We start from the raw sequence: 20,777 nt of genomic DNA, 5'->3' as shown, positions 1-20,777 counted from the left end.
GGTCGTGACTCCTCTGAGTAGCGGATGCCCTCGCGGTCGCCAAGCAACTCGATGCGGCGATTGGCTCACGTCCTCCCGTCGTCTACTAGAAACCGTTAACGGGCACCCCGAAGCACTAGCAGTACAGCTGAGAATTGCCGAACGTCCCTGACCATCAGTGCTCCGTACAGTTGGTTTGATCAGGAGCGGAGACTTCAGCGACCACCACGCCGTTAGTTCGCACCGTGGGGAAGCAAGTCGCAGGCGCCAGTCCGGTCGATAGCTTGGATGAAGTCAGTTCCGTACGTATCCCTGGCCCCTTTAATCATTTCGCAGAGACGGGGATCCCGAAAGTAGGCGACCAAGTACTCACTCCAAGCCAGCCAATCATCACACGTGTGTGCAGCCTCGTTGTCTACTCTCAAGACAAAATGCCTGTCATCGGGTACACAGTCTTGTCCGATTAAGTCCGGAAGGACTGCATAGGCATAGTCCGCAAAAAGCAGATCCCACGACAGGACAGTTTCCACCCGCTCCCGCTCTGCACGATCAGGGATATCCTCCAGCGGAGTCGTACCCCAGACATGTTGAGCGAGTTCAGAGTTGTCCTTTTCCGCCAGAAATTCGCGCCTCTGCAGCAGGTGCTGGTACAGGCCGTCTAGGCGCTGCCCTGCGCTTTGCTTCTCAGCCTCGAAGGCCTGTTGCCTGGCAGCCTCTGTTTGCCAGGATAAGAACAGGAGCGTTAGGAGCGCTGCAACACAGAGGGCGATTTCCACTACAAAGCGCCACACCTCGAATCTCGTGAGGAGTGCTCCAGGCGGTATAGGTGTCGGTGTGGGGCTTGGGCTTGGTAATGGTGCGGGAGTTGGTGCTGGTGCGGGACTGGGTGTCGGTTCAGGATCCGGGTTCGGCGCCTGCCCCTGGCTCGGAACTGACATATCCCCCCTCAGGATGTATCGCGCCCACCCTAAAGGCATGGAACAGTCTCGGAAATAATAGCCCCGTCACCAACGAAAGACATGTGTCAATTGATGACTTAATTAGTCAGTGAAAGTCGACTTTTGAGCGACGCGGAAACTGTGCCGGCGTGTTCCTCTGAGGCTCTGTTCGATGGACCAGTCGGCGTGGGAGTCGCCACCCTGCTCCACCTCCTCACGCGGCATGAGGTGAGTGGGGTGCGCGGGGCCATGCTGGGTGGGCTTCGGGCTGCATGCGACCGAGGATCGTTGGCGGAGGGGATGGCAAAGGGTCCGAGCCGGAACCTCTGGGGCCGTGGTCGCAGCTCAGCCAGTGCAGCGCCGGGCCGTCTGTGGGCCGTCAAAGGGTGACCCGCAGCGGCCGACAACGACCAACGACGACTGTGAAATCCCTACTCGTCTGGGGTCCCACTTGAATCTTCCGAGGCCGTTCTGAGAGCACGCCAGTTCCTGCGCAACAAGAAGCAGGAGTGGGAGGAGTACAGGTCAGAGGTCACGGCCTTCGAGCTGAGGAAGAACCTGCCGGTGCTGTAGCAGGGCCCCGTAAGGGGCGCGGGGAACTGCGCGAGCGGCCACGAAAGAGCCGCAGATCGATACAGCCCCGCGCCCCTAAAGGGCGCTGACGATCGCCGCCCGCAAGGACGTCTCCGCCCGCACCCGGTACTCCTGGATCGCCCAGCCGTTGCCGTCCGGGTCCTTGAAGTACATGAACGTGCCGCCGTCCTGCGGCGCGTGTGCGACCGGCTCCGAGATGTCCAGGCCGCGCGCGGTCAGCTCGGCGTGCGCCGCCTTCGCGTCGGCGACGCACAGCTGGAGGCCCTGGTAGGTACCGGGGGCCGGGGTAGGGCCGTCCATCGTGTCCCAGAGGGTGTCCGCCAGGGCGATGGAACAGCCGGACCCCGGCGGGGTCAGCTGGACGATGCGCATGCCCGGCATGACCTCCTGGTCGATGTCCACGTGGAAGCCCAGCTTGTCGCGGTAGAACTCCATGGCCCGGTCGACGTCACTGACGGGGAGCGGGATCACCTCGAGTGTGTATTCCATGGTCCGAGTACATCAAGGCTCCGGGGTCCTGTCAGCGTGAACGGCCGCGTCCGCTCCGGGGACGTCAGCCGAAGCTCCACCGCGTCTGGCTGAACGGTTCGCCCTTGCCGAAGCCGAAAGCGGTGCGGGGGGCCAGCTCGAAGACGTACGCGTGGCCCGGCCCGTGGTGGAAGCAGCCGTCCCGCACCTCGTAGTGCCAGAAGCTGCCGTACTTCTCCTCCCAGGCCGCCGCGAGGCGCCGCAGTCTCTCCTCGTCGGTGATCCGGACCGCGGAGCCCTCGACGACCAGGTCATGGCCCTTGTCCCAGAGGTTGACGCCCGTGGTCAGGACCGTCTCGGGGTTGGCCGCGAGGTTCCGTGCCTTGCGCTCCTCGGGGCCCGTGCAGAAGTGCAGGGCGCCGTCCAGCCAGACCGCGGGCAGCGGGGTGACGTGCGGGCGCCCGTCCGGGCGTACGGTCGAGATCCAGAAGAGTTCGGCCGTCCTGAGCTGCCGCACGGCCTCGGACCAGGGGGTCGCGGCGGCCCCCGCGCTGCTGTAGCGGGAATCCAGTTCCGTACGGGGTTCCTTGCTCGGCATGGTCCGCCTCCCTGACGCTGCTATTGATGCTTCCGTCCAAGTACGGACTCCGCTCGCGGGCAGAACTCATCGGTCAGGCCGTAGGCTCGGGCCAGGATGATCGAACGGAGGCGCGGGGATGACGGTGCCGCAAGGGCGCAGAAGCAGTACGTTTACGCGGCTGCTGCGGCATGGCTTCACCGATCCGTCCGCGGCCGAGCGGCTGCTCGGCGCCCCCGAGCTGTCCGCGGTGCGGTCCGACCCGGTGCTCCTGGACGCGCTCGGCGCCGCCGCGGACCCCGACCTGGCGCTCCTGGGCCTCGTACGCCTGGTCGAGGGCCAGCCCGACGACACCAGCCGCCAGGAGCTGCTCGACACCCTGGTCAGCGCCAAGCCGCTGCGGGACCGGCTGCTCGGCGTGCTCGGCGCCTCCGAGGCCCTCGCCGACCACCTGGCCCGCCACCCCAGGGACTGGCAGGCCCTGGTCACGTACGAACTGGCCGATCTGCACCCCGGCGTCGAGGAGTTCGAGCGCGGCCTCGCCGATGCCACCGACCCGGTGTCGTTGCGTGTCTCCTACCGCCGCTGCCTGCTCGCCATAGCGGCCCGTGACGTCTGCGGCACGACGGACCTGCCCGAGGCGGCCGCCGAGCTCGCGGACCTGGCGACGGCGACCCTGCGCGCCGCGCTCTCCATGGCCGAGCAGGCGGCCCCCGCGGACGCCGCCCTGTGCAGGCTCGCGGTCATCGCGATGGGCAAGTGCGGTGGCCACGAGCTGAATTACGTGTCGGACGTCGACGTCATCTTCGTCGGTGAGCCCGCAGAAAGCCCAGGGGGCGTGGACGCCGCCGACGAGGCCAAGGCGCTGCAGGCCGCCACCCGGCTCGCCTCGCACATGATGCGGATCTGCTCGGAGACCACGGTCGAGGGCACCATCTGGCCGGTCGACGCCAACCTCCGCCCGGAGGGCCGCAACGGCCCCCTCGTGCGCACCCTCAGCAGCCACCTCGCCTACTACCAGCGCTGGGCCAAGACCTGGGAGTTCCAGGCGCTGCTCAAGGCCCGTCCGGTGGCCGGTGACCTGGCTCTCGGCGCGGAGTACGTCGAGACCCTCGCGCCCCTGGTCTGGCACGCGGCCGAGCGCGACAACTTCGTGCCCGACGTGCAGAAGATGCGCCGCCGGGTCGTGGAGAACATCCCGGCGGGCGAGGTCGACCGCGAGCTGAAGCTGGGCCCCGGCGGACTGCGAGACGTCGAATTCGCCGTACAGCTCCTGCAGTTGGTGCACGGCCGCGGCGACACCTCGATCCGCAGCGGCTCGACCCTGGTGGCCCTGGAGGCACTCGCGGCCGGCGGCTACGTGGGGCGGGTGGACGCGGTCCAGCTCGACGACGCCTACCGCTTCCTGCGGTCCCTTGAGCACCGCATCCAGCTCTTCAAGCTGCGGCGCACCCATCTGATCCCGGAGGACGACGCGGACCTGCGGCGCATCGGCCGCTCCCTGGGCATGCGCACGGAGCCGATCACCGAGCTGAACCGCGCCTGGAAACGGCACACTTCAGTCGTACGCCGCCTGCACGAGAAGCTCTTCTACCGCCCGCTCCTGGACGCCGTGGCGCAACTCGCCCCCGTAGAGACCAGGTTGAGTACGGAAGCCGCCCGCGAACGTCTGGTGGCCCTCGGCTACCACGACCCCGCCGCCGCCCTGCGCCACCTGGAGGCCCTGGCATCGGGCGTCACCCGCAAGGCGGCCATCCAGCGCACCCTGCTCCCCGTGCTCCTCGGCTGGTTCGCGGACTCGGCGGATCCTGACGCCGGCCTCCTGAACTTCCGCAAGGTGTCCGACGCGCTCGGCAAGACCCCCTGGTACCTGCGGCTCCTGCGCGACGAGGGAGCGGCGGCCGAGAACCTGGCCCGCGTCCTGTCCGCGGGCCGCCTGGCCCCCGACCTGCTGATGCGCGCCCCCGAAGCGGTGGCCCTGCTCGGCGACCAGCGCGGCCTCGAACCGCGCGACCACGCCCACCTGGAGCAGGAGGTCCTGGCCGCGGTGGGCCGCGCGGACGGCGCCGAGCAGGCCGTGACGGCGGCGCGCGGCGTCCGGCGCCGCGAACTGTTCCGTACGACGGCGGCGGACATCATCGGCTCGTACGGCACGGAGGAGAGCCCCGTGGCGGCGGATCCCGGCGCCCTTCTGGACCGGGTGGGCGACGGGGTCTCCGACCTCACGGCTGCCACGATCGCGGGGACCTTGCGTGCGGTGGTCCGCGAGGGCTGGGGCGACACGCTGCCGGTGCGTTTCGCCGTGATCGGCATGGGCCGCTTCGGCGGCCACGAACTGGGCTACGGCTCGGACGCCGACGTCCTGTTCGTCCACGAGCCGCGCGAGGGCGTCAGCGACCACGAGGCGGCGAAGGCGGCCTCGCAGGTGGTCTCCGAGATGCGCAGACTGCTCCAACTTCCCAGCTCCGACCCGCCGTTGCTGATCGACGCGGATCTGCGCCCGGAGGGCAAGAGCGGCCCCCTGGTGCGGACCCTCGCCTCGTACGAGGCCTACTACCGCCGCTGGTCACTGGTCTGGGAGTCACAGGCGCTGCTGCGGGCCGAGCCGGTCGCGGGCGACGCCGATCTTGGCCGGGCCTTCATCGAGCTCGTGGACCCGCTGCGCTATCCCGCGGAGGGCCTCGGTGACGACGCCGTACGCGAGATCCGCCGTCTGAAGGCCCGCATGGAGGCGGAACGCATGCCGCGCGGCGCCGACCCCACCCTGCACACGAAGCTGGGCCGCGGCGGGCTCTCCGACGTCGAGTGGACCGTCCAGCTCATGCAGCTGACCCACGGCTGGGTCGAACCGGGCCTGCGCACGACCCGCACCCGCGAGGCCCTCGCCGCGGCCTGCGCGGCCGAGCTGATCCCGACCGAGGAGGCGGCGATCCTGGATGAGGCGTGGGTCCTGGCCGCCCGGGTGCGCAACGCGGTGATGCTGGTGCGCGGCCGGGCCGGGGACACGTTCCCCTCGGACGGGCGGGAGCTGGCGGCGGTCGGCCGGTACCTGGGGTACGACCCCGGCCATGTGGGAGACATGCTCGACGACTACCGAAGGACCACCCGCAGGGCACGGGCCGTGATGGAGGAGAGGTTCTACGGGGCGTAGGGGTTCCGCTGGGCTGAGGTGCCACAAACTGTGGAAACCCCGGATCAGGACTTGAAACGGGCCCTGATCTTGGCCGGCAGGAGCGGCGAGGGTTCCCGCGGTGCCACCTCACGCGGCAGCCTGTGCGGCATCGCCCCGTACCACGCCCAGGCCACCGCGATGCCGAACGCCAGGCAGATCATGCCGCCCACCGCGTCCAGCCAGAAGTGGTTCGCGGTGGCCACGATCACGATCAGGGTCGCCGTGGGGTAGAGCAGGCCGAGGATCTTCGCCCACGGCGCCGAGGCCAGGGCGAAGATCGTCAGGCCGCACCACAGGGACCAGCCGATGTGCATCGACGGCATTGCCGCGTACTGGTTCGACATGTGCTTGAGGTCGCCGGAGGCCATCGAGCCCCAGGTCTGATGGACGAGCACCGTGTCGATGAAGTCCTGGCCGTTCATCAGGCGCGGGGGAGCCAGGGGATACAGGTAGTAACCGAGCAGGGCCACTGCCGTGGTCGCGAAGAGCACCGTGCGCGTGGCCGCGTAGCGTCCCGGATGGCTGCGGAACAGCCAGACGAGGACACCGAGCGTCACCACGAAGTGCAGCGTCGCGTAGTAGTAGTTCATGCCGACGATGAGCCATGTCGCGGAGTTCACCGCGTGGTTGACGCTCTGCTCCACGGCGATCCCGAGGTGCTGCTCCGCCCGCCAGATCCAGTCGGCGTTGCGCAGGGCCTGGGACTTCTGTTCCGGCACCGCGTTGCGGATCAGGGAGTACGTCCAGTAACTCACCGCGATCAGCAGGATCTCGAACCAGAGCCGGGGGCGCCGCGGAGTGCGAAGACGGCGCAGGAAAGTCCGCCCATTGCGGTCCTCCTGCTCGCCCGCGATGGGTGATGTGGTGGGCCGCTGCTGGCCTTCCAGTGTCGTCACAGTCATCTCACCCATAGGCACAGAGTCTGCCAGATACCCACCCTCCGACCGATCATCCCAAGGTCTGGTTCGGGCCGCATTCTCTACGCCCTACGGACGAGTGCGTCCCCGAGGGGCCGAAGCGGTTGAACCTCGAACCACCAGCTCCGGCATGAAGACGAATTCGCTGTGTGGAGCGGGAGTGCCGCCGATCTCCTCCAGGAGTGTACGGACCGCGGCCTGCCCCATCGACGGGACGGGCTTGCGCACCGTGGTCAGGGGCGGGTCGGTGAACGCGATCAGCGGGGAGTCGTCGAATCCCACCACCGATATGTCGTCCGGGACCTCGAAGCCGCGCTGCCGTGCCGTGCGTATCGCTCCCAGGGCCATCATGTCGCTCGCGCACACCACGGCCGTACAGCCGCGGTCGAGGAGGGCGGACGCCGCGGCCTGGCCGCCCTCCAGCGTGTACAGCGAGTGCTGGACCAGCTCCGTCTCGATCTCCTCGGGGGTCAGTGCCAGCTGGTCCTGCACCGTGCGTACGAAGCCCTCGATCTTCCGCTGTACGGGCACGAACCGCTTGGGGCCGAGGGCCAGCCCGATGCGTGTATGACCCAGGGAGACGAGGTGGGTGACCGCGAGGCGCATCGCCGCCCGGTCGTCCGGCGAGATGAAGGGAGCCTGCACCTTGGGGGAGAAGCCGTCCACGAGCACGAACGGCACGCCCTGCGCGCGCAGCTGCTCGTAGCGCTGCATGTCGGCGGAGGTGTCCGCGTGCAGGCCCGAGACGAAGATGATGCCGGAGACGCCGCGGTCCACGAGCATCTCCGTCAGCTCGTCCTCCGTGGAGCCGCCCGGCGTCTGGGTGGCGAGCACGGGCGTGTAACCCTGCCGGGTCAGGGCCTGGCCGATGACCTGGGCGAGCGCGGGGAATATCGGGTTCTCCAGCTCCGGCGTGATCAGCCCGATGAGGCCGGCGCTGCGTTGGCGAAGCCGCACCGGGCGTTCGTAGCCCAGCACGTCGAGTGCGGCAAGCACTGACTGACGGGTGGCCCCGGCGACGCCGGGCTTGCCGTTGAGCACCCGGCTGACCGTCGCCTCGCTGACCCCCGCCTGCGCTGCGATGTCGGCCAGTCGCGCGGTCACAGGATTGGACTGTACCGGTCACATCTCAGGCTGCCCACCAGACCGTTGAATCCGCGGGCAGGATCGTCGCGTCGGCGCCGGGGTCCGTGTCCGCGCTCGACAGGAGCAGGGTGCCGGGGGTGGGGACGGTGACGGGGCCGTCCGTGAGGTTCACCGTGCAGACCACCGAACCGCGCGCGGACGTACGGCGGAAGGAAAGGACGCCCTCGGGGGCTTCGAGCCACTCCACGTCGAGGCCCGCGCCGAGCGCCGGGTGTTCGCGGCGCGCGGCGAGCGCCCGGCGGTAGAACTCCAGGGTCGACGCGGGGTCGCCCTCCTGCGCCTCGACCGAGAGGTCCTTCCAGCTCGCGGGCTGGGGCAGCCAGCTCGGGCCGCCCTCGACGGGACCGAAGCCGAACGGCGCCCGCTCGCCTGACCAGGGCAGCGGCACCCGGCAGCCGTCGCGCGTGCCGTCCTGCCCCGTGCTGCGGAAGAACGCCGGGTCCTGGCGCACCTCGTCCGGCAGTTCGGTCACCTCGGGCAGGCCCAGCTCCTCGCCCTGGTAGATGTACGCCGAGCCGGGCAGGGCCAGCATCAGGAGCGTGGCGGCCCGCGCCCGGCGCAGGCCCCGCGCCGCGTCACCGTCCGCGAGGCGGGTGGAGTGGCGTACGACGTCGTGGTTGGACAGCACCCAGGTGGCGGGCGCCCCCACGGCGTTCATCGCGACGAGGGAGCGGTCGATGACGGAACGCAGCGCGTCCGCGTCCCAACCAGTCGTCAGATACTCGAAGTTGAACGCCTGGTGCAGCTCACCCGGGCGCAGGTACCGCGCGCTGCGCTCCACCGTCGGCGTCCACGCCTCGGCGACGGCGATCCGTTCGCCCGTCGCCCGCCCCCGCCCTTCCAGGGAATGCCCTTCGGGCCCAGACCCGATTTCCGCGTACTCGTCGAGAATGCGCCGCCAGTCGCGGTAGATCTCGTGCACGCCGTCCTGGTCGAAGTAGGGGACGGTCTGCTTGCCCAGGAGTTTCACCTGCTGCTCGTGGCCGATGTCGGGCAGGCCCTCGGCCTTGACCAGGCCGTGCGCCACGTCGATGCGGAAACCGTCGATGCCGAGGTCGAGCCAGTAGCGCAGGATGGAGCGGAACTCCTCGCGCACCGCGGGGTGGTCCCAGTTGAAGTCGGGCTGCTCGGGCGCGAAGAGGTGGAGGTACCACTCGCCGTCCGCGACCCGCGTCCAGGCGGGCCCGCCGAACACGGACTCCCAGTCGTTGGGCGGCAGTTGCCCCTCGTCGCCCTTCCCGGGCCTGAAGTGGAAACGCTCGCGCAGTGCCGACCCGCTGCCCTCGCGCAGCGCCTGCCTGAACCACTCGTGCTGGTCCGAGCAGTGGTTGGGCACCAGGTCGACGATCACCCGCAGCCCGAGCGCGTGCGCTTCCCTGACGAGGAGGTCGGCGTCCGGCAGGGCCCCGAACATGGGGTCCACCGCGCGGTAGTCGGCGACGTCGTACCCCGCGTCGGCCTGCGGCGAGGCGTAGAAGGGGGAGAGCCAGACGGCGTCCACGCCGAGCCGGTGCAGGTGGGGGAGGCGGGCCGTGACGCCCGGCAGGTCGCCCATGCCGTCGCCGTTCCCGTCGGCGAAGCTGCGCGGGTACACCTGGTAGATGACGGCGTCGCGCCACCACTCGTGGCGCGCGGTGCCGTCGGCCGAGGCGTCTGCGGGAAGGGCGGCGGTGACGTGCTGGGTCATGAAGTCCTCGGGGGTAAGGGGGCGGGCGGCGCTTTGTTGAACGCCGCGCGGAAGGCGAAGGTCACGAGGATGTCCTCCTCACCGGGGGTGCGCTGTCCGGGCGGCGCGCGGATCGCCCCGTCGAAAAGGCGCAGGACCGCTACCGCGAACGGCTGAGGACGCGTGCGACCCCTCCCGCCATCAGTCTCCGTACGACGCGGGACGCGCGGTGGACGCCACCCCGCCCGCTGCCGGGCGTCGCGAAGGGAGGCAAGAACGCCGGCACGCCCTTCCCGCAGGCCGAAGCCAGAAATTCTACTGTCAGGCACGCCGCGCGTGCGGCCGGTTCGCCCACCTCCACCGGTCCGGGTCGTACTGCCGCTATCTTCTCCCGGCGCGTGCGGCAGCGCGCTAACTTGATGGGGCAGGCATCGGCCTGCGCCGTTTTGCGCCGAGGGGCTGTCCCGCGTGAGCGTCAAGGGCAAGGCAGTGAACACAGTCAGCACGGTCCTGGTGGTCGACGACGCACCCGCCAGCAGGTACGCGCTGAGCGCCGTCCTGCGCAGGGACGGCCACCGTGTGCTGCTCGCCGCGAGCGCGAGCGAGGCGCTGATCGAACTCGACGTGCGGATGCGGGCCGGGGATCTGCCGGACGTCGCGCTCGTCGACGTGGGCCTGCCCGACATGAGCGGCTACGAACTGTGCCGCCGCATCAAGCAGCTGCCGCCCATCGCGAGCCTGCCCGTCGTGCACTTCTCGGCGGCGGCCCGCCCGCCGGCCGACCGGTGCCGGGGGCTCGACGCGGGCGGCGAGTCCTATCTGACGGTGCCCGCCGAACCCGAGGAGATCCAGGCGGTCGTACGGGCCGCCGCGCGCGGGGCCCGCTCTCGCAGCGACGCCCAACTCCGGGCCGGACGCCTCGCGCTGCTCGCCGGGACGATCCTGTCCGTGCAGTCCGCCCGCTGCCTGGGCGAGCTGGCGGACGCGGCGGCCACCGGCACGGAGCGGCTGACCGAGACTCCCGCGACGGTGTTCGTGCTCGGCGGGGACGGGGAGATCCACCGGGGGCTCTCCCGGCGCAGAGCCGCCGCTCTGCTGCCGGACCCCGGGGCGCACGAGGCGGTGGCCCGGCTGATGCGGCGTGTCATGTCGGGGCGTACGGGCGTGCGGCACACGGTCGTGCCGGCGCCGCTGTGGCCCGCGGGTTTCTTCCGCTCGGTGGGAGGCGTCGGGCAGTGGGGCGACGGGGCGCCGGAGGAGGCCTCGCTCGTCCTGGCCCGGCTGAGCGAGGGGCGCACGCTGGTGTGCCTCGCGACGCCCGCGTACCGCGAAGGGCTCTCCGACGAGACGGAGCACCTCGTCGAACGGCTCGCCCACGCCACCGCGCTGGCCGCGGAACCCCTGGTGATGTACGAGGAGGAGCGCCACGTCGCGCTGACCCTGCAGCGCAGCTTCCTGCCGTCGAAGCTGCCGGAGCTGCCCGGCACGGATGTCGTCGTCCGCTATGAACCCGCCTCGCGCCAGGCGGAGATCGGCGGCGACTTCTACGCGGCGCTCCCGACGCCAGGCGGCGTCCTGACCGGCATCGGTGACGTCGTCGGACACTCGCTCGAGGCGGCCACCGTGATGGTCGAGATCCGGCACGCGCTGCGCGCCTACTGCGTCGAGGACCCCGACCCCGGCGTGCTCGCCGGACGCCTCGACCGGATGCTGCAGCACTACCACCCGGGCGTGACGGCCACCATGTGCCTGAGCCTGATCGAACCGGCCACCGGACGCGTCCGGATCGCCAACGCGGGGCACATCCCGCCGCTCGTGGTGCGGGACGAGGGCACGGCCGGGTACGTCGACGTGCGGGGGCCGCTGCTCGGCCTCGGCCTCGACCGGCCGGAGCCGAGCGAGCTGATCCTGCGAAGGAGCGAGCGCCTGCTGATGGTCACGGACGGGCTCATCGAGACGCGGGGCATGGATCTCGCCGTGTCGATGGAGCAGTTGCGGATCGCGGCGGCGGGCGCGCCGCGGGGCGTCGCCGACCTGTGCGACACGCTCCTCACGTGCTTCGGCCGCGAACGCGAGGACGACATCGCGCTCCTCGCGCTGCGCAGGACGAACTGACCGCGCGCCGCGCACCGTCCCGAGGCGAACCGCCGGACCGACCGTCCGAATTGACCGCCGCAAGGATCTGTACCCGCACGCCTACCCGTCAGTACATTGACGCCATGTCTAATACGCAGAGCCGGGAGCCGCGGCCCCAAGCGGCCGAGCACATACCGCTCAAGGCACGCAAGGTCTCCTTCTCCTGGGAGGACACCCCGCTGCACTGGGTGCCGGGCGACCCCTTCGCCACGCACACGATCAACGTGCTGCATCTGCTTCTCCCGGCGGGCGAACGCTGGTTCGTCCACGTCTACAAGCAGGTCCTGCCGTACATCAGGGACGACCGGCTGCGCGAGGACGTGATCGGCTTCATCGGCCAGGAGGCCATGCACGCCCAGGCCCACGACGAGGTCCTGCCGCACCTCAAGGAGCAGGGCCTGGACCCCACGCCCTACACCGCCCAGGTCGACTGGCTCTTCGAGAAGATGCTCGGCGACCGGACGCTGCCGCCCGGCAAGGCCCGCAAGTGGTGGCTGATGGAGCGCGTCGCGATGATCGCCGCCATCGAGCACTACACCGCCTTCCTCGGCAACTGGGTCCTGAACGCGGACGAGCTGGACCGCAGGGGCGCCGACCCGACCATGCTGGACCTGCTGCGCTGGCACGGCGCCGAAGAGGTCGAGCACCGCTCGGTCGCCTTCGAGCTCTTCATGCACGTCGACGGCAGCTACCGTCGCCGCGCCCGCACCTGGGCCACCGCCTTCACCGCCCTGGTCTTCCTCTGGCAGCGCGGCGCGCGCTTCTTCATGGAGAACGACCCGACCCTCATCGGCGGCAAGGCCTCGTTCAAGGACTTCTACCAGGGCGGCAAGCAGGGCACGCTGCCCACGACGCCGGACATGATCCGCTCCATCCCCCGCTACCTGAGCCGCGCCTACCACCCCTCCCACGAGGGCAGCACCGCCCAGGCCGTCGCCTATCTCGCCTCGTCCCCGGCCGCCACCGCCGCCGAAGCCGCGACGGAATCGCTGCCCGCGCCGAAGGGAGCGCGCTGACATGCCCCGCATCAGCACCGTCCTGCTCGTCACGGGCGCCGCCCTGCTCGCCAAGCGGGCCATGCGGCGCCGCATCGACGCCTCCCCGCTGTGGCCGCTGCCCGCCCTGGAGGAGCCGGTCTCGGGCCGCCCGCGCTCCCGCGCGCTGCGCCTGGTCGTCACCCGGCACGAGACGGTCGCCGACGGCGTCGTACAACTGCGCCTGGAAGGCGGCCCCTTGCCCGCCTGGAAGCCGGGCGCCCACCTGGACCTGGTCCTGCCCTCGGGGCTCGTCCGCCAGTACTCGCTGTGCGGCGACCCCGAGGACACCTCCTCGTACACCGTCGCGACCCGCCTCATCGACGAGGAGCAGGGCGGCCGCGGCGGTTCGCGCGAGGTGCACGAGCAGCTGCGGGAGGGTACGGAGGTCGAGGTGCGCGGCCCGCGCAACCGCTTCCCGCTCGCCGACGCCGAGGCGTACGTCTTCGTGGCGGGCGGCATCGGCATCACCCCGATCCTCCCCATGCTGCGCGAGGTCGAGGCCGCGGGCCGCGCGTGGCGGCTGCTGTACGGGGGCCGCTCCCGGGCCTCGATGCCGTTCCTGGAGGACGTGGCGAAACTGGCCGGCGCCACGCCGGGCCGGGTCACGGTCGTTGCGGAGGACGAGGGCGGCCGACCGGACCTGTCCGCCTTCCTCGCGGACCTGGCGCCCGCCACCGCGGTGCACGTCTGCGGCCCCGAGGGCCTGATGGAGGCGGTGGCCGCGACGCTGCCGGACGGTGCCGAGCTGCACCTGGAGCGTTTTACGCCGCACAGCTCCACGGAGGGCAACGCCGCCTTCGAGGTGGAACTGCGCCGAAGCCGGCGGACCCTCACCGTGGCCGCCGACTCCACGGTCCTGACCGCGGTGCGCGCCGAGCTGCCCAACACCGCGTACTCCTGCGAGCAGGGCTTCTGCGGAACCTGCCAACAGCGGGTCCTCGAAGGGGAGATCGACCACCGGGACGAACTGCTCACGGACGCCGAGCGCGCCGACTCGATGCTGATCTGCGTGTCGAGGGCGGGCGGCGACCGGATCGTGCTCGACATGTGAGACATGGGGTGCGAGATGTGAACGGTCGGGGTGGACCGACCCCTTGGACGGCTGGATCTGCTCGGTAAGGTGTTCGCATGACTACCGGGGTGCGCCGCAGAATGGGTGTCGAGGAGCGGCGGCAGCAGTTGATCGGGGTCGCGCTCGACCTGTTCAGCCACCGCTCGCCCGACGACGTGTCCATCGACGAGATAGCGGCGGCCGCGGGCATCTCGCGTCCGCTCGTCTACCACTACTTCCCGGGCAAACTCAGCCTGTACGAAGCGGCGTTGCAGCGGGCGGCCGATGACCTCGCCGACCGCTTCGTGGAGCCGATGGAAGGCCCGCTCGGCGCGCGCCTGCTGCGGGTGATGGGCCGCTTCCTGGACTTCGTGGACGGCCACGGGCCCGGATTCTCCGCACTGATGCGGGGCGGTCCCGCCGTCGGCTCGTCCACCACCAACGCGCTCATCGACTCGGTGCGGCAGGCGGCGTACGTCCAGATCCTCGCGCACCTCGGCGTCACGGACCCTCCCGCCAGGCTCGAGCTGGTGATCCGCTCCTGGATCTCCCTCGCCGAGTCCACGGCACTCATCTGGCTCGACGGCCGCCGCATACCGCGCGCCGAGCTGGAGCTGCAACTGGTGCACGACTTCGCCGCGCTCGCCGCCGTGAGCGCCGCGTACGACGAGGAGATGGCCGCGATCCTGCGCCGCATCCTCACCGAGGAGCCACCGGACGGCCCGTTCGCCACGCTGATCACCCGCCTGATCGGCCTTGTCCCGCAGGAGCAGGGCAGTTGACCCACCGCCTGGCCGACGAGAACGACATCCCCACCCTCGTCGCCCTCTATGACGGTGCAGCGCACTGGATGCGGGCCCGGGGGATCGACCAGTGGAAGCCGGGCGAGAAGGGCGCGGAGCATTTCCGCGGGCGCATCGCATCGGACGAGGTCTGGCTCGCGTACGACGGCGAGATGGTCACCGGGGCCTACGAGGTGTGGTGGGCGGACGTGCCCGCCTGGGGTGAACAGCCGCCCGTCGCGGGCTACGTGCACCGCCTGATGACACGGCGCGGCGCCCCCGCGGGCACGGGCCGCGCGATGCTGGCCCGCGCGGAACGCCGGATTGCCGAGGCAGGCCGGGACCGCTGCCGCCTGGACTGTGTGTCGTCCAACCCGCGGCTGCGGGAGTACTACGAGGCGGCGGGCTATGTCGTGGCGGGGGAGCTGCCGGGGAAGGTGGCGGCGGACGGGAGCACGTACGGCGTGCTGCTCCTGGAGAAGGATCTGCGGGGCCGGATCCCGTCCGCCTGAAGGATCAACGCAGCGTCGACACCTTCGAGCCGTCCGCGAGCCGCCCGGTGAGCCCGGCGCGAGCGCCCCGCTTCGTGGGTGCGGCCACGGTGTTGCCGGGGGTCCGGGACCCGCCGGAAGCCTGGACCGAGACGACGTCCCTGCTGCCGGCCCCCAGCAGATACCAGTTCCCGCCCTGCGACTTCCACCGCACGCCCGCGAGCACCGAAGGCTGCCGCGCCCCGCACGCCGCGGAGTCCTCCGCCTTCGCCGCGACCGCGGCCGTCCCCGCCGCCTGGAACTGCGCGAGGGCCCGGCCTCCTTCGCCCCGCCAGGTGTCCGCGCGGGTGCAGAGCCAGGCCGCGGCGCCGTTCGCCTCGGGCAGCGCCTGGCGTGCGTACTGCCAGGAGTTCACGGACCGCACGCCGTTCGAGCGCGCGTCTGCGAGGGAGCAGGCGGCCGACGACCAGTTCGCGGCCGTGGCCTCGCGCGGGGCCTGCGGGCGGCCCGCGGTGAGGTGGGCGGGGACGAGCTCGCCGAGGTCGGAGGAGAGTCGATTCACCCCGGCGTCGTCCCGCAGCTGCAGGGCGTTCCAGGAAGTGCACGCGCGGGCCTGCGCCGGGCTGGCGAACGGCTCCGTGACACCCTCGCCGTCCCGCTTCAGGGCGTCGGCGTTCCGTTGCGGCTTCAGCAGGTCGCGTACGCCGACACCGGTCACCCAAGGCGCGGTCAGATAACGGACGTTGCCGTCGACGCGGCTCGCCACCAGGGCTCCGGACTCGGCGCTGGTCGCGCCGTCCACGCGGGCGAGGTCGAGCGCGGCTCCGCTGGTGCCGTCCTTGGGCTCGGCGTAGCGCACGATGCGCAGTCCGTCGTAGAGGAGCACGACCCGGGCCGCGTCGACCTCGCCGGCGAAGAGCAGCTGGGCGGGGCCGGGAGGTGCGCCGGCGGCCGTGCCGGGCGTGGCGGAGACCTGCACCGATTCTCCGGGGCGTGCCCAGACGGCCAGGGCGCGCCGCAGCAGGGCGTCGTCGTCGACGAGCGCGCCCCTGGCGGGCCACACGGAGAAGTCGGCGCGCGCGGACTTCTTCCACGCACTGGCCGCGACCTTCGTCACCTGGTCCGGGTCCAGGGCGGCCTGGCCCGCCGGGTTCCGCGCGTACGCGGGCGCGGCGGCCCCGTCAGGACCCCATCCGTCGCCCGGAAGTCCGAGCAGCGCGCCGCAGACCAGGGCGGCCGCCAGCGCGACACCGGCGGCCTTCATGTGCTGCCTGCGGCGCATCAGGTCGGTGGGCCGCGCCTGCAGCGAGCAGGGGTCGAACTCGGGTGACCTGAGCAGTTCGTACGCCGCGTCCACGCCGTCGGCCTCGGCGAGCGCCGGTGCCGGCTCGTCGACTCCGGCGGCGGCGAGCACCTTGCGTACGTCGGCGTCGGGGAGGCGCTCAAGGCCGCGCAGGACGTACGCGGCCCGCGCGGGGCCGGAGAGTGCCGAGAGGCGCTGGTCCAGGGCGAGTTCGTCGGCGCCGCCCGACCGCGGGAAGAGCCGCAGGCCCCAGACCTGCGGCAGCAGCGGCGGCAGCTGCGCGCGCTTGGGCCAGGCCCTGCGGCGCAGCGGAAGCCCCGCGTCGAGCGCGGCGGCGACAATCCGCAGCCGCACGTACGCGTACCCGGGGTCGCCGCCCCGTCCGTCGCCCGAGCGCTGTTCCGGGATGACCTCGGGGTCAGCCGGCCTGCGGGGCAGCGCGCGCTGGGTCAGGGCGTGGGCGGTCAGGACCCGCCGATTGCGCCCGAGGCTGGGCGGCAGGACCAGATAGGCGAGCCGCACCAGACGCGGGTAGTGCTCGACGAGGGCGGCCTCGGCCTGCTCGACATCGACGACGCCGGAGAGATCCTGGGGCGGGGAGGGGGACTTCACATTCGACGACACGTTCAGCAAAACGAGCGAATCGTCGGATGGTCACCTCTCCGTGAGCTTTCGAGCATAGTTGCCCATTGACCGCTGGTAGCGCGGGAGGTGGGGCGCGAGGGCGCCGAGCACCAGCGCCAGGCCTTCCCGTTCACGCCCGAGGCTGGCGAGGCAGAGGGCGAGGGTGGCGCGCACGGCGTCATCCAACTCGTCGCTTGGCGCGTCGAGTTCGGCTTCGAGCAGCGCCACGCCCTCCTCGGCCCGTCCGATGTTCCGCAGGGAGCTGCTGAGTTGGATGACGGTGCGGCGTCGCCGGTAACCGTCCAGGCCCTTCTCCAGGGCCTCCCGGTACAAGGGAACGGCGCGGTCCGAGTGGCCGGTGGAGTCGAAGGCGCAGGCCCGCTCGAAGGGGGCGACGGGGCTGCCCTCCGGCAGCTCATCCACCAAGGCGTCGATGATCTTCCGGAACTCCTCGCCCCGGTCGTCGTACTCCTCGATCGAGGCCCACGCCTCGGCCACCCGCTGCTCCCACGCGATATCCATGGCCACACCTTTGCACGGGGTGCCGGACGCCGGGAGGAATTTGTGCCGCACTCCCTCCGGCGGCCGGGGTCACTCGCCTCAGTCGACCCCCCACTCGCTGAACTCCACCGTCCCTCGCGCCCCGTCACCCCCGTTGGTCGCGCTCATGAACAGCCCCACGTCCTGCGCCGCCGCGGCCCCCGGCAGCGGCACACTCGCCACCTCCTGCCACGTGCTACCGCCGTCCGTCGAGCACGAGCCCGTCACCGCGTCGCCCGCCCGCGCCAGGCGCAACAGCACCGGCGCCTTGATGCCCGTGATGCGCTTGTACGTGTCCACGGTTCCGTCGCCGTTCGTGTCGTACGACAGGACCACCCCGTTCGACGGCGTGACCGCGAGGTCGACGAAGCCCCGGGACCCCGCGACCCCCATCTCGTTGCGGGCGATCAGGCCCGCCCTGGCCCAGGGGCCCGTCACCGCCTGGGTGTCGACCCGGACCGTCACCGAAACGCCGTCGCGCAGCGCCCCCTCCCGGTACAGCGTGCCGAACTCCGTCGTGCCCTTCCACAGGTCCGCGCCCCCGCCGTTGATCGCGTACCGGCCGTCCAGCTCACCGAATACCGCGGCGTTGTTGGTGTACTTCTTCCAGCCCGCCCCCACCGGGCCCGCCTCGAACAGCACACCCTCGTGGACCGCCTCCACCCTCCGCTCTCCCGCGGGGCCGTACCGAACGGCGATCTCGTACGGAAGCGGTCGCAGCGGACGGTCGAGCGGTGTTCCCGGCGCGCTCACCCGCCACGCCACCGTGCCCGTGCCCGCGGGAGCGACCCGGGGCAGCGACACCGGGCCGGAAGGCTCCGCGTCGATCCCGGTCAGCCGGAAGTCGACACGGCCGGTGGCCCGCAGTCCGTTGACGTTGCGGAAGACCGCCTCGACACGTGCGTGGCCGCCGGGCGGCAGCGACGGCGGGTCGGCGACGACCTCCAGGGACCCCTGGTAGGGCGCCCGTGCCAGCACGTCCCGGACCCGTGAAGCGGTCCGGTACGGGTCGCCGTGCGCCCGCAGGGGATAGTCCTTGCGCTCCCGGGTCCACGGCTCCTCCACCGCGAACCAGTCCACCGCCCGCGGCTCGCGCCCCGCGGCCAGCGCGTCGGCCAGCTCGTCGAGCCACTTCTGCCAGCGGGGCACGTAGAAGTCGGCCATGAGCCCGGACCATTCGCGGTTCCCGTACTCGTGCAGCTTCCCGCCGTCGGACGTCGCCCGGTCGCCCCACACCGTGATCAGCACCTTGGCGGTCCGTTCGAACTCCGCCCGCTCCGTCTCGGACGTGCCCATCCTGCGCGCCGACTCGACCCAAGGGCCAAGGAGGAACGCCGAGTTGGTGGCCGTCAGCTCGTCCGAGAGCCGCATCAGCCGCAGCCACAGCGTCGACAGCGCACGGAAGGTGGCCGCGTCCTCACGCCGGTACGCGGAGCGCAGCTGCGGCAGCAGCTGCCGGCTCCGGTGAGCGAGCGCCTGCCGGGCCACGTCCACCAGGTCATGGCGGTAGGCGGCACTGCCCCGCAGCCCGCCACGGACCCCGAGCAGCCCGGCGAACGCCGCGTCGAAGCGGCCCGGGTCGTAGGTCAGCGCGCGCGGCGCGTACTCGGCGGCGCGGTTCGCCGCCAGGTCGGGGCGGGCCGCGAACAGCGAGTCGTGCGGGTCGCTGCGCTCGACGGCGGTGTGCCGGTAGGCGGTGTCGTGCAGGGCCCGCCACGCGCGCCGGGCGTCGGAGTCGCGGCCGCCGTAGCGGAAGCCCGCGTAGCCGTCGAACCAGGACTTCAGGTCGAGTTTGTCCTTGGACCAGGCCAGTTCGGAGAAGAGCTCGAAGGCGGCCGGGTCCCGGTCCGTCGCCTCCGGCATGAACGCCGTGCCCACGAGCGCGCTGCCGCCCTTGTCCCGCCACGCGAAGAACTTCTCGTTCCAGATGTGGGCGCGGGCCCCGATCGTCGTGCGGCCCCCGAAGTTCGGGATGGTGCCGAACGCGTACGGCGTGCCACCCCAGTCCTTCTCGCGGTCGGTGACGCCGGTGAACCGGTCGGAGACGCCGTCCACGATCAGCATGCGGCGCCGGTCGATCGCGTCGAGCAACTCGGGCAGCGGGTTGGCCTCCCAGCCGAGGATCACCCAGGTCGCGCCCGGACGGGCCTTGCGCAGGGCCGCCTCCACGCCGCGTGCCGCGTCCGGCACGGGGACGTCCCCCGGGGTGCCGCCCTCGTGGAGGAGGTCCATCTTGAAGTTGTCGGCGGCCCCGAAGAGCTGCTCCTGGTGCCGGTAGAAGGAAGCGGCGACCTTCCCGAAGGACGCGGTCCGGGGGTCGAGCCAGTCGGGCCGCTTGAACCCATGCCAGATGCCCTGGGGAATCACCCGCGCGTCTCCGCCGTTGCGCGCGACGAAGCCGTCGGGGACGTGGCCGTAGTAGCCGGGGAGCACCGGCGCCATCCCCAGCGAGCGCAGCCGGTCCACGATCTTGCGCCCCAGCTCGGCCCGGTCGGCGATGACCTCGGGCGACAGCGGCCCTCCGTACCCGGACAGGTTCTGCAGCAGCCACCACGCCTGGTGCGAAGGCGCGGGCAGCCACGCGCGCGCTTCCGCTTCGCTGTAGCCGAAGTCCTGGAGAACCCGGTGGTAGACGGCCTCCGCCCCCGCGATCACCAGGACCTCGTTGCAGCCGTGCAGGGCGAGGATGTCGATCATCCGCTCCCAGTACGCCCAGTCGGCGTAGGGCGCGGTGTACCCGTCGTTCGTGTCGTTCAGGGCGAACCGGTGCGCGAGGCCGGTGGACCGCTCCAAGGGGCGGACGGGCGCGGGGAGTTTGCGCGGCAGGTCCAACTGGCTGCCGTTCCAGGCGACATGGGCGCCGCAGACGTACTTCAGATACCAGTGGACCCCGGTGAGCAGCACGGCGGGCGTCGTGCCGGACACATCGATGCGCCCGGTCGTGCCCGAAACGCGGAAACGGTCCGTGCCGCCCTTCGCGGGGACGAGTCTGAGACGGAACTGTTCCGCGTGATGCGGCAGGAGTCTGTTGAGTGCTGAGCGCGCGGAATCCGTATCGAGGGCGACAGCAGGGGCCCGGACGGGCCCCTCGGCGGCGTGGGACGGAACCGCCACCCCGCCGACGGCGGCACCGAGGCCGATGGCCCCGGCGGTGCCGAGCACGGAACGTCGGGACGGATCGGTCATGTGTACCCCCTGGGTCGAATGGTGCGGCGCACGGTATCCGTGCGGCGCCCTGCGCTCAACGGTGCATACGGACATGGCGAGTTCACCTCGCCCGAAGGGACTGGTGGGGCGATGAAGGCAGCGCGAAAGACGCTTGCGGGCGCGAGTGGGGGCATGCGAGGGCGCATGTG

General features: G+C 71.3%; 15 protein-coding genes and 1 pseudogene. 7 read left to right on the top strand and 9 right to left on the bottom strand.

The annotated features are described in order from the left end of the window. Nucleotides 1-212: 212 nt before the first annotated feature. On the bottom strand, nt 213-755 hold the full coding sequence (locus ACZ5U5_RS07330) for a hypothetical protein (RefSeq protein ID WP_469017593.1): 543 nt from the start codon (nt 753-755) through the stop codon (nt 213-215). A gap of 648 nt (nt 756-1,403) precedes the next feature. Between ACZ5U5_RS07330 and ACZ5U5_RS07325 the strand changes: the two are divergent. After that, nucleotides 1,404-1,490: pseudogene (locus ACZ5U5_RS07325) on the top strand (glutamine synthetase); the annotation flags it as partial. Between the two features lie 75 nt (nt 1,491-1,565). Here the strand turns inward: ACZ5U5_RS07325 and ACZ5U5_RS07320 are convergent. Both ACZ5U5_RS07320 and ACZ5U5_RS07315 read right to left on the bottom strand, forming a co-directional pair. After that, nucleotides 1,566-2,000 carry a VOC family protein gene (locus ACZ5U5_RS07320; protein ID WP_469017590.1) on the bottom strand — a complete coding sequence of 145 codons (435 nt, stop codon included), beginning with the start codon at nt 1,998-2,000 and terminating at the stop codon, nt 1,566-1,568. A 64-nt stretch (nt 2,001-2,064) separates the two neighbouring features. After that, entirely contained in the window at nt 2,065-2,577 is a 513-nt protein-coding gene (locus tag ACZ5U5_RS07315; RefSeq protein WP_469017587.1) for a pyridoxamine 5'-phosphate oxidase family protein, read from the bottom strand. Between the two features lie 118 nt (nt 2,578-2,695). On the opposite strand from ACZ5U5_RS07315, the gene ACZ5U5_RS07310 reads away from it, so the two are divergent. After that, complete coding sequence (locus tag ACZ5U5_RS07310) at nt 2,696-5,707, top strand: bifunctional [glutamine synthetase] adenylyltransferase/[glutamine synthetase]-adenylyl-L-tyrosine phosphorylase (RefSeq protein WP_469017584.1); 3,012 nt, start codon at nt 2,696-2,698, stop codon at nt 5,705-5,707. Nucleotides 5,708-5,751: 44 nt separating this feature from the next. Here ACZ5U5_RS07310 and ACZ5U5_RS07305 read toward each other — a convergent pair whose 3' ends face one another. The 3 genes from ACZ5U5_RS07305 to ACZ5U5_RS07295 form a co-directional block, all read right to left on the bottom strand. Beyond that, nucleotides 5,752-6,639: a phosphatase PAP2 family protein gene (locus ACZ5U5_RS07305; RefSeq protein ID WP_469017581.1), complete on the bottom strand. Its 888-nt coding sequence runs from the start codon at nt 6,637-6,639 to the stop codon at nt 5,752-5,754. 75 nt (nt 6,640-6,714) lie between these two features. Then, nucleotides 6,715-7,749 carry a LacI family DNA-binding transcriptional regulator gene (locus tag ACZ5U5_RS07300; RefSeq protein WP_469017578.1) on the bottom strand — a complete coding sequence of 345 codons (1,035 nt, stop codon included), beginning with the start codon at nt 7,747-7,749 and terminating at the stop codon, nt 6,715-6,717. Nucleotides 7,750-7,774: 25 nt separating this feature from the next. Beyond that, on the bottom strand, nt 7,775-9,478 hold the full coding sequence (locus ACZ5U5_RS07295) for a glycoside hydrolase family 13 protein (protein ID WP_469017575.1): 1,704 nt from the start codon (nt 9,476-9,478) through the stop codon (nt 7,775-7,777). Nucleotides 9,479-9,946: 468 nt separating this feature from the next. Here ACZ5U5_RS07295 and ACZ5U5_RS07290 point away from each other — a divergent pair, with 468 nt between their 5' ends. From ACZ5U5_RS07290 to ACZ5U5_RS07270, 5 genes are all read left to right on the top strand, one after another. Further along, the gene (locus ACZ5U5_RS07290; RefSeq protein ID WP_469017572.1) at nt 9,947-11,572 is read left to right on the top strand and encodes a SpoIIE family protein phosphatase; all 1,626 of its coding nucleotides are present in this window, start codon (nt 9,947-9,949) and stop codon (nt 11,570-11,572) included. 104 nt (nt 11,573-11,676) lie between these two features. Further along, a complete protein-coding gene (locus ACZ5U5_RS07285) occupies nt 11,677-12,609 on the top strand; it encodes a metal-dependent hydrolase (protein WP_469017569.1) in 933 nt (310 codons plus the stop codon). Between the two features lies 1 nt (nt 12,610). Further along, nucleotides 12,611-13,681, top strand: a complete 1,071-nt coding sequence (locus ACZ5U5_RS07280; RefSeq protein ID WP_469017566.1) for a PDR/VanB family oxidoreductase — start codon at nt 12,611-12,613, stop codon at nt 13,679-13,681. A gap of 77 nt (nt 13,682-13,758) precedes the next feature. Continuing rightward, complete coding sequence (locus tag ACZ5U5_RS07275; protein WP_469017564.1) at nt 13,759-14,463, top strand: TetR/AcrR family transcriptional regulator; 705 nt, start codon at nt 13,759-13,761, stop codon at nt 14,461-14,463. Further along, a complete protein-coding gene (locus ACZ5U5_RS07270; protein ID WP_469017561.1) occupies nt 14,460-14,975 on the top strand; it encodes a GNAT family N-acetyltransferase in 516 nt (171 codons plus the stop codon). The genes ACZ5U5_RS07275 and ACZ5U5_RS07270 overlap by 4 nt, the downstream gene beginning before the upstream one ends. A gap of 4 nt (nt 14,976-14,979) precedes the next feature. On the opposite strand, the gene ACZ5U5_RS07265 is transcribed toward ACZ5U5_RS07270, so the two are convergent. From ACZ5U5_RS07265 to ACZ5U5_RS07255, 3 genes are all read right to left on the bottom strand, one after another. Then, on the bottom strand, nt 14,980-16,890 hold the full coding sequence (locus ACZ5U5_RS07265; protein ID WP_469017559.1) for a hypothetical protein: 1,911 nt from the start codon (nt 16,888-16,890) through the stop codon (nt 14,980-14,982). A gap of 21 nt (nt 16,891-16,911) precedes the next feature. Beyond that, nucleotides 16,912-17,403, bottom strand: a complete 492-nt coding sequence (locus ACZ5U5_RS07260) for a tetratricopeptide repeat protein (protein WP_469017556.1) — start codon at nt 17,401-17,403, stop codon at nt 16,912-16,914. 78 nt (nt 17,404-17,481) lie between these two features. Continuing rightward, nucleotides 17,482-20,607: an alpha-N-acetylglucosaminidase gene (locus tag ACZ5U5_RS07255; RefSeq protein WP_469017553.1), complete on the bottom strand. Its 3,126-nt coding sequence runs from the start codon at nt 20,605-20,607 to the stop codon at nt 17,482-17,484. Between the last annotated feature and the right edge of the window lie 170 nt (nt 20,608-20,777).

The organism is Streptomyces sp. NPDC033177 (assembly GCF_055577715.1).
The sequence above is the reverse complement of the archived record's forward strand: the minus strand, read 5'-3'. Positions and strand labels throughout refer to the sequence as shown.

Bases quoted from the DNA above. Each gene is read 5' to 3' on its own strand.
- ACZ5U5_RS07255 (WP_469017553.1), bottom strand. From the start codon at position 20,607: ATGACCGATCCGTCCCGACGTTCCGTGCTCGGCACCGCCGGGGCCATC.
- ACZ5U5_RS07315 (WP_469017587.1), bottom strand. From the start codon at position 2,577: ATGCCGAGCAAGGAACCCCGTACGGAACTGGATTCCCGCTACAGCAGC.
- ACZ5U5_RS07305 (WP_469017581.1), bottom strand. From the start codon at position 6,639: ATGGGTGAGATGACTGTGACGACACTGGAAGGCCAGCAGCGGCCCACC.
- ACZ5U5_RS07275 (WP_469017564.1), top strand. From the start codon at position 13,759: ATGACTACCGGGGTGCGCCGCAGAATGGGTGTCGAGGAGCGGCGGCAG.
- ACZ5U5_RS07310 (WP_469017584.1), top strand. From the start codon at position 2,696: ATGACGGTGCCGCAAGGGCGCAGAAGCAGTACGTTTACGCGGCTGCTG.
- ACZ5U5_RS07285 (WP_469017569.1), top strand. From the start codon at position 11,677: ATGTCTAATACGCAGAGCCGGGAGCCGCGGCCCCAAGCGGCCGAGCAC.
- ACZ5U5_RS07260 (WP_469017556.1), bottom strand. From the start codon at position 17,403: ATGGATATCGCGTGGGAGCAGCGGGTGGCCGAGGCGTGGGCCTCGATC.
- ACZ5U5_RS07320 (WP_469017590.1), bottom strand. From the start codon at position 2,000: ATGGAATACACACTCGAGGTGATCCCGCTCCCCGTCAGTGACGTCGAC.
- ACZ5U5_RS07295 (WP_469017575.1), bottom strand. From the start codon at position 9,478: ATGACCCAGCACGTCACCGCCGCCCTTCCCGCAGACGCCTCGGCCGAC.
- ACZ5U5_RS07280 (WP_469017566.1), top strand. From the start codon at position 12,611: ATGCCCCGCATCAGCACCGTCCTGCTCGTCACGGGCGCCGCCCTGCTC.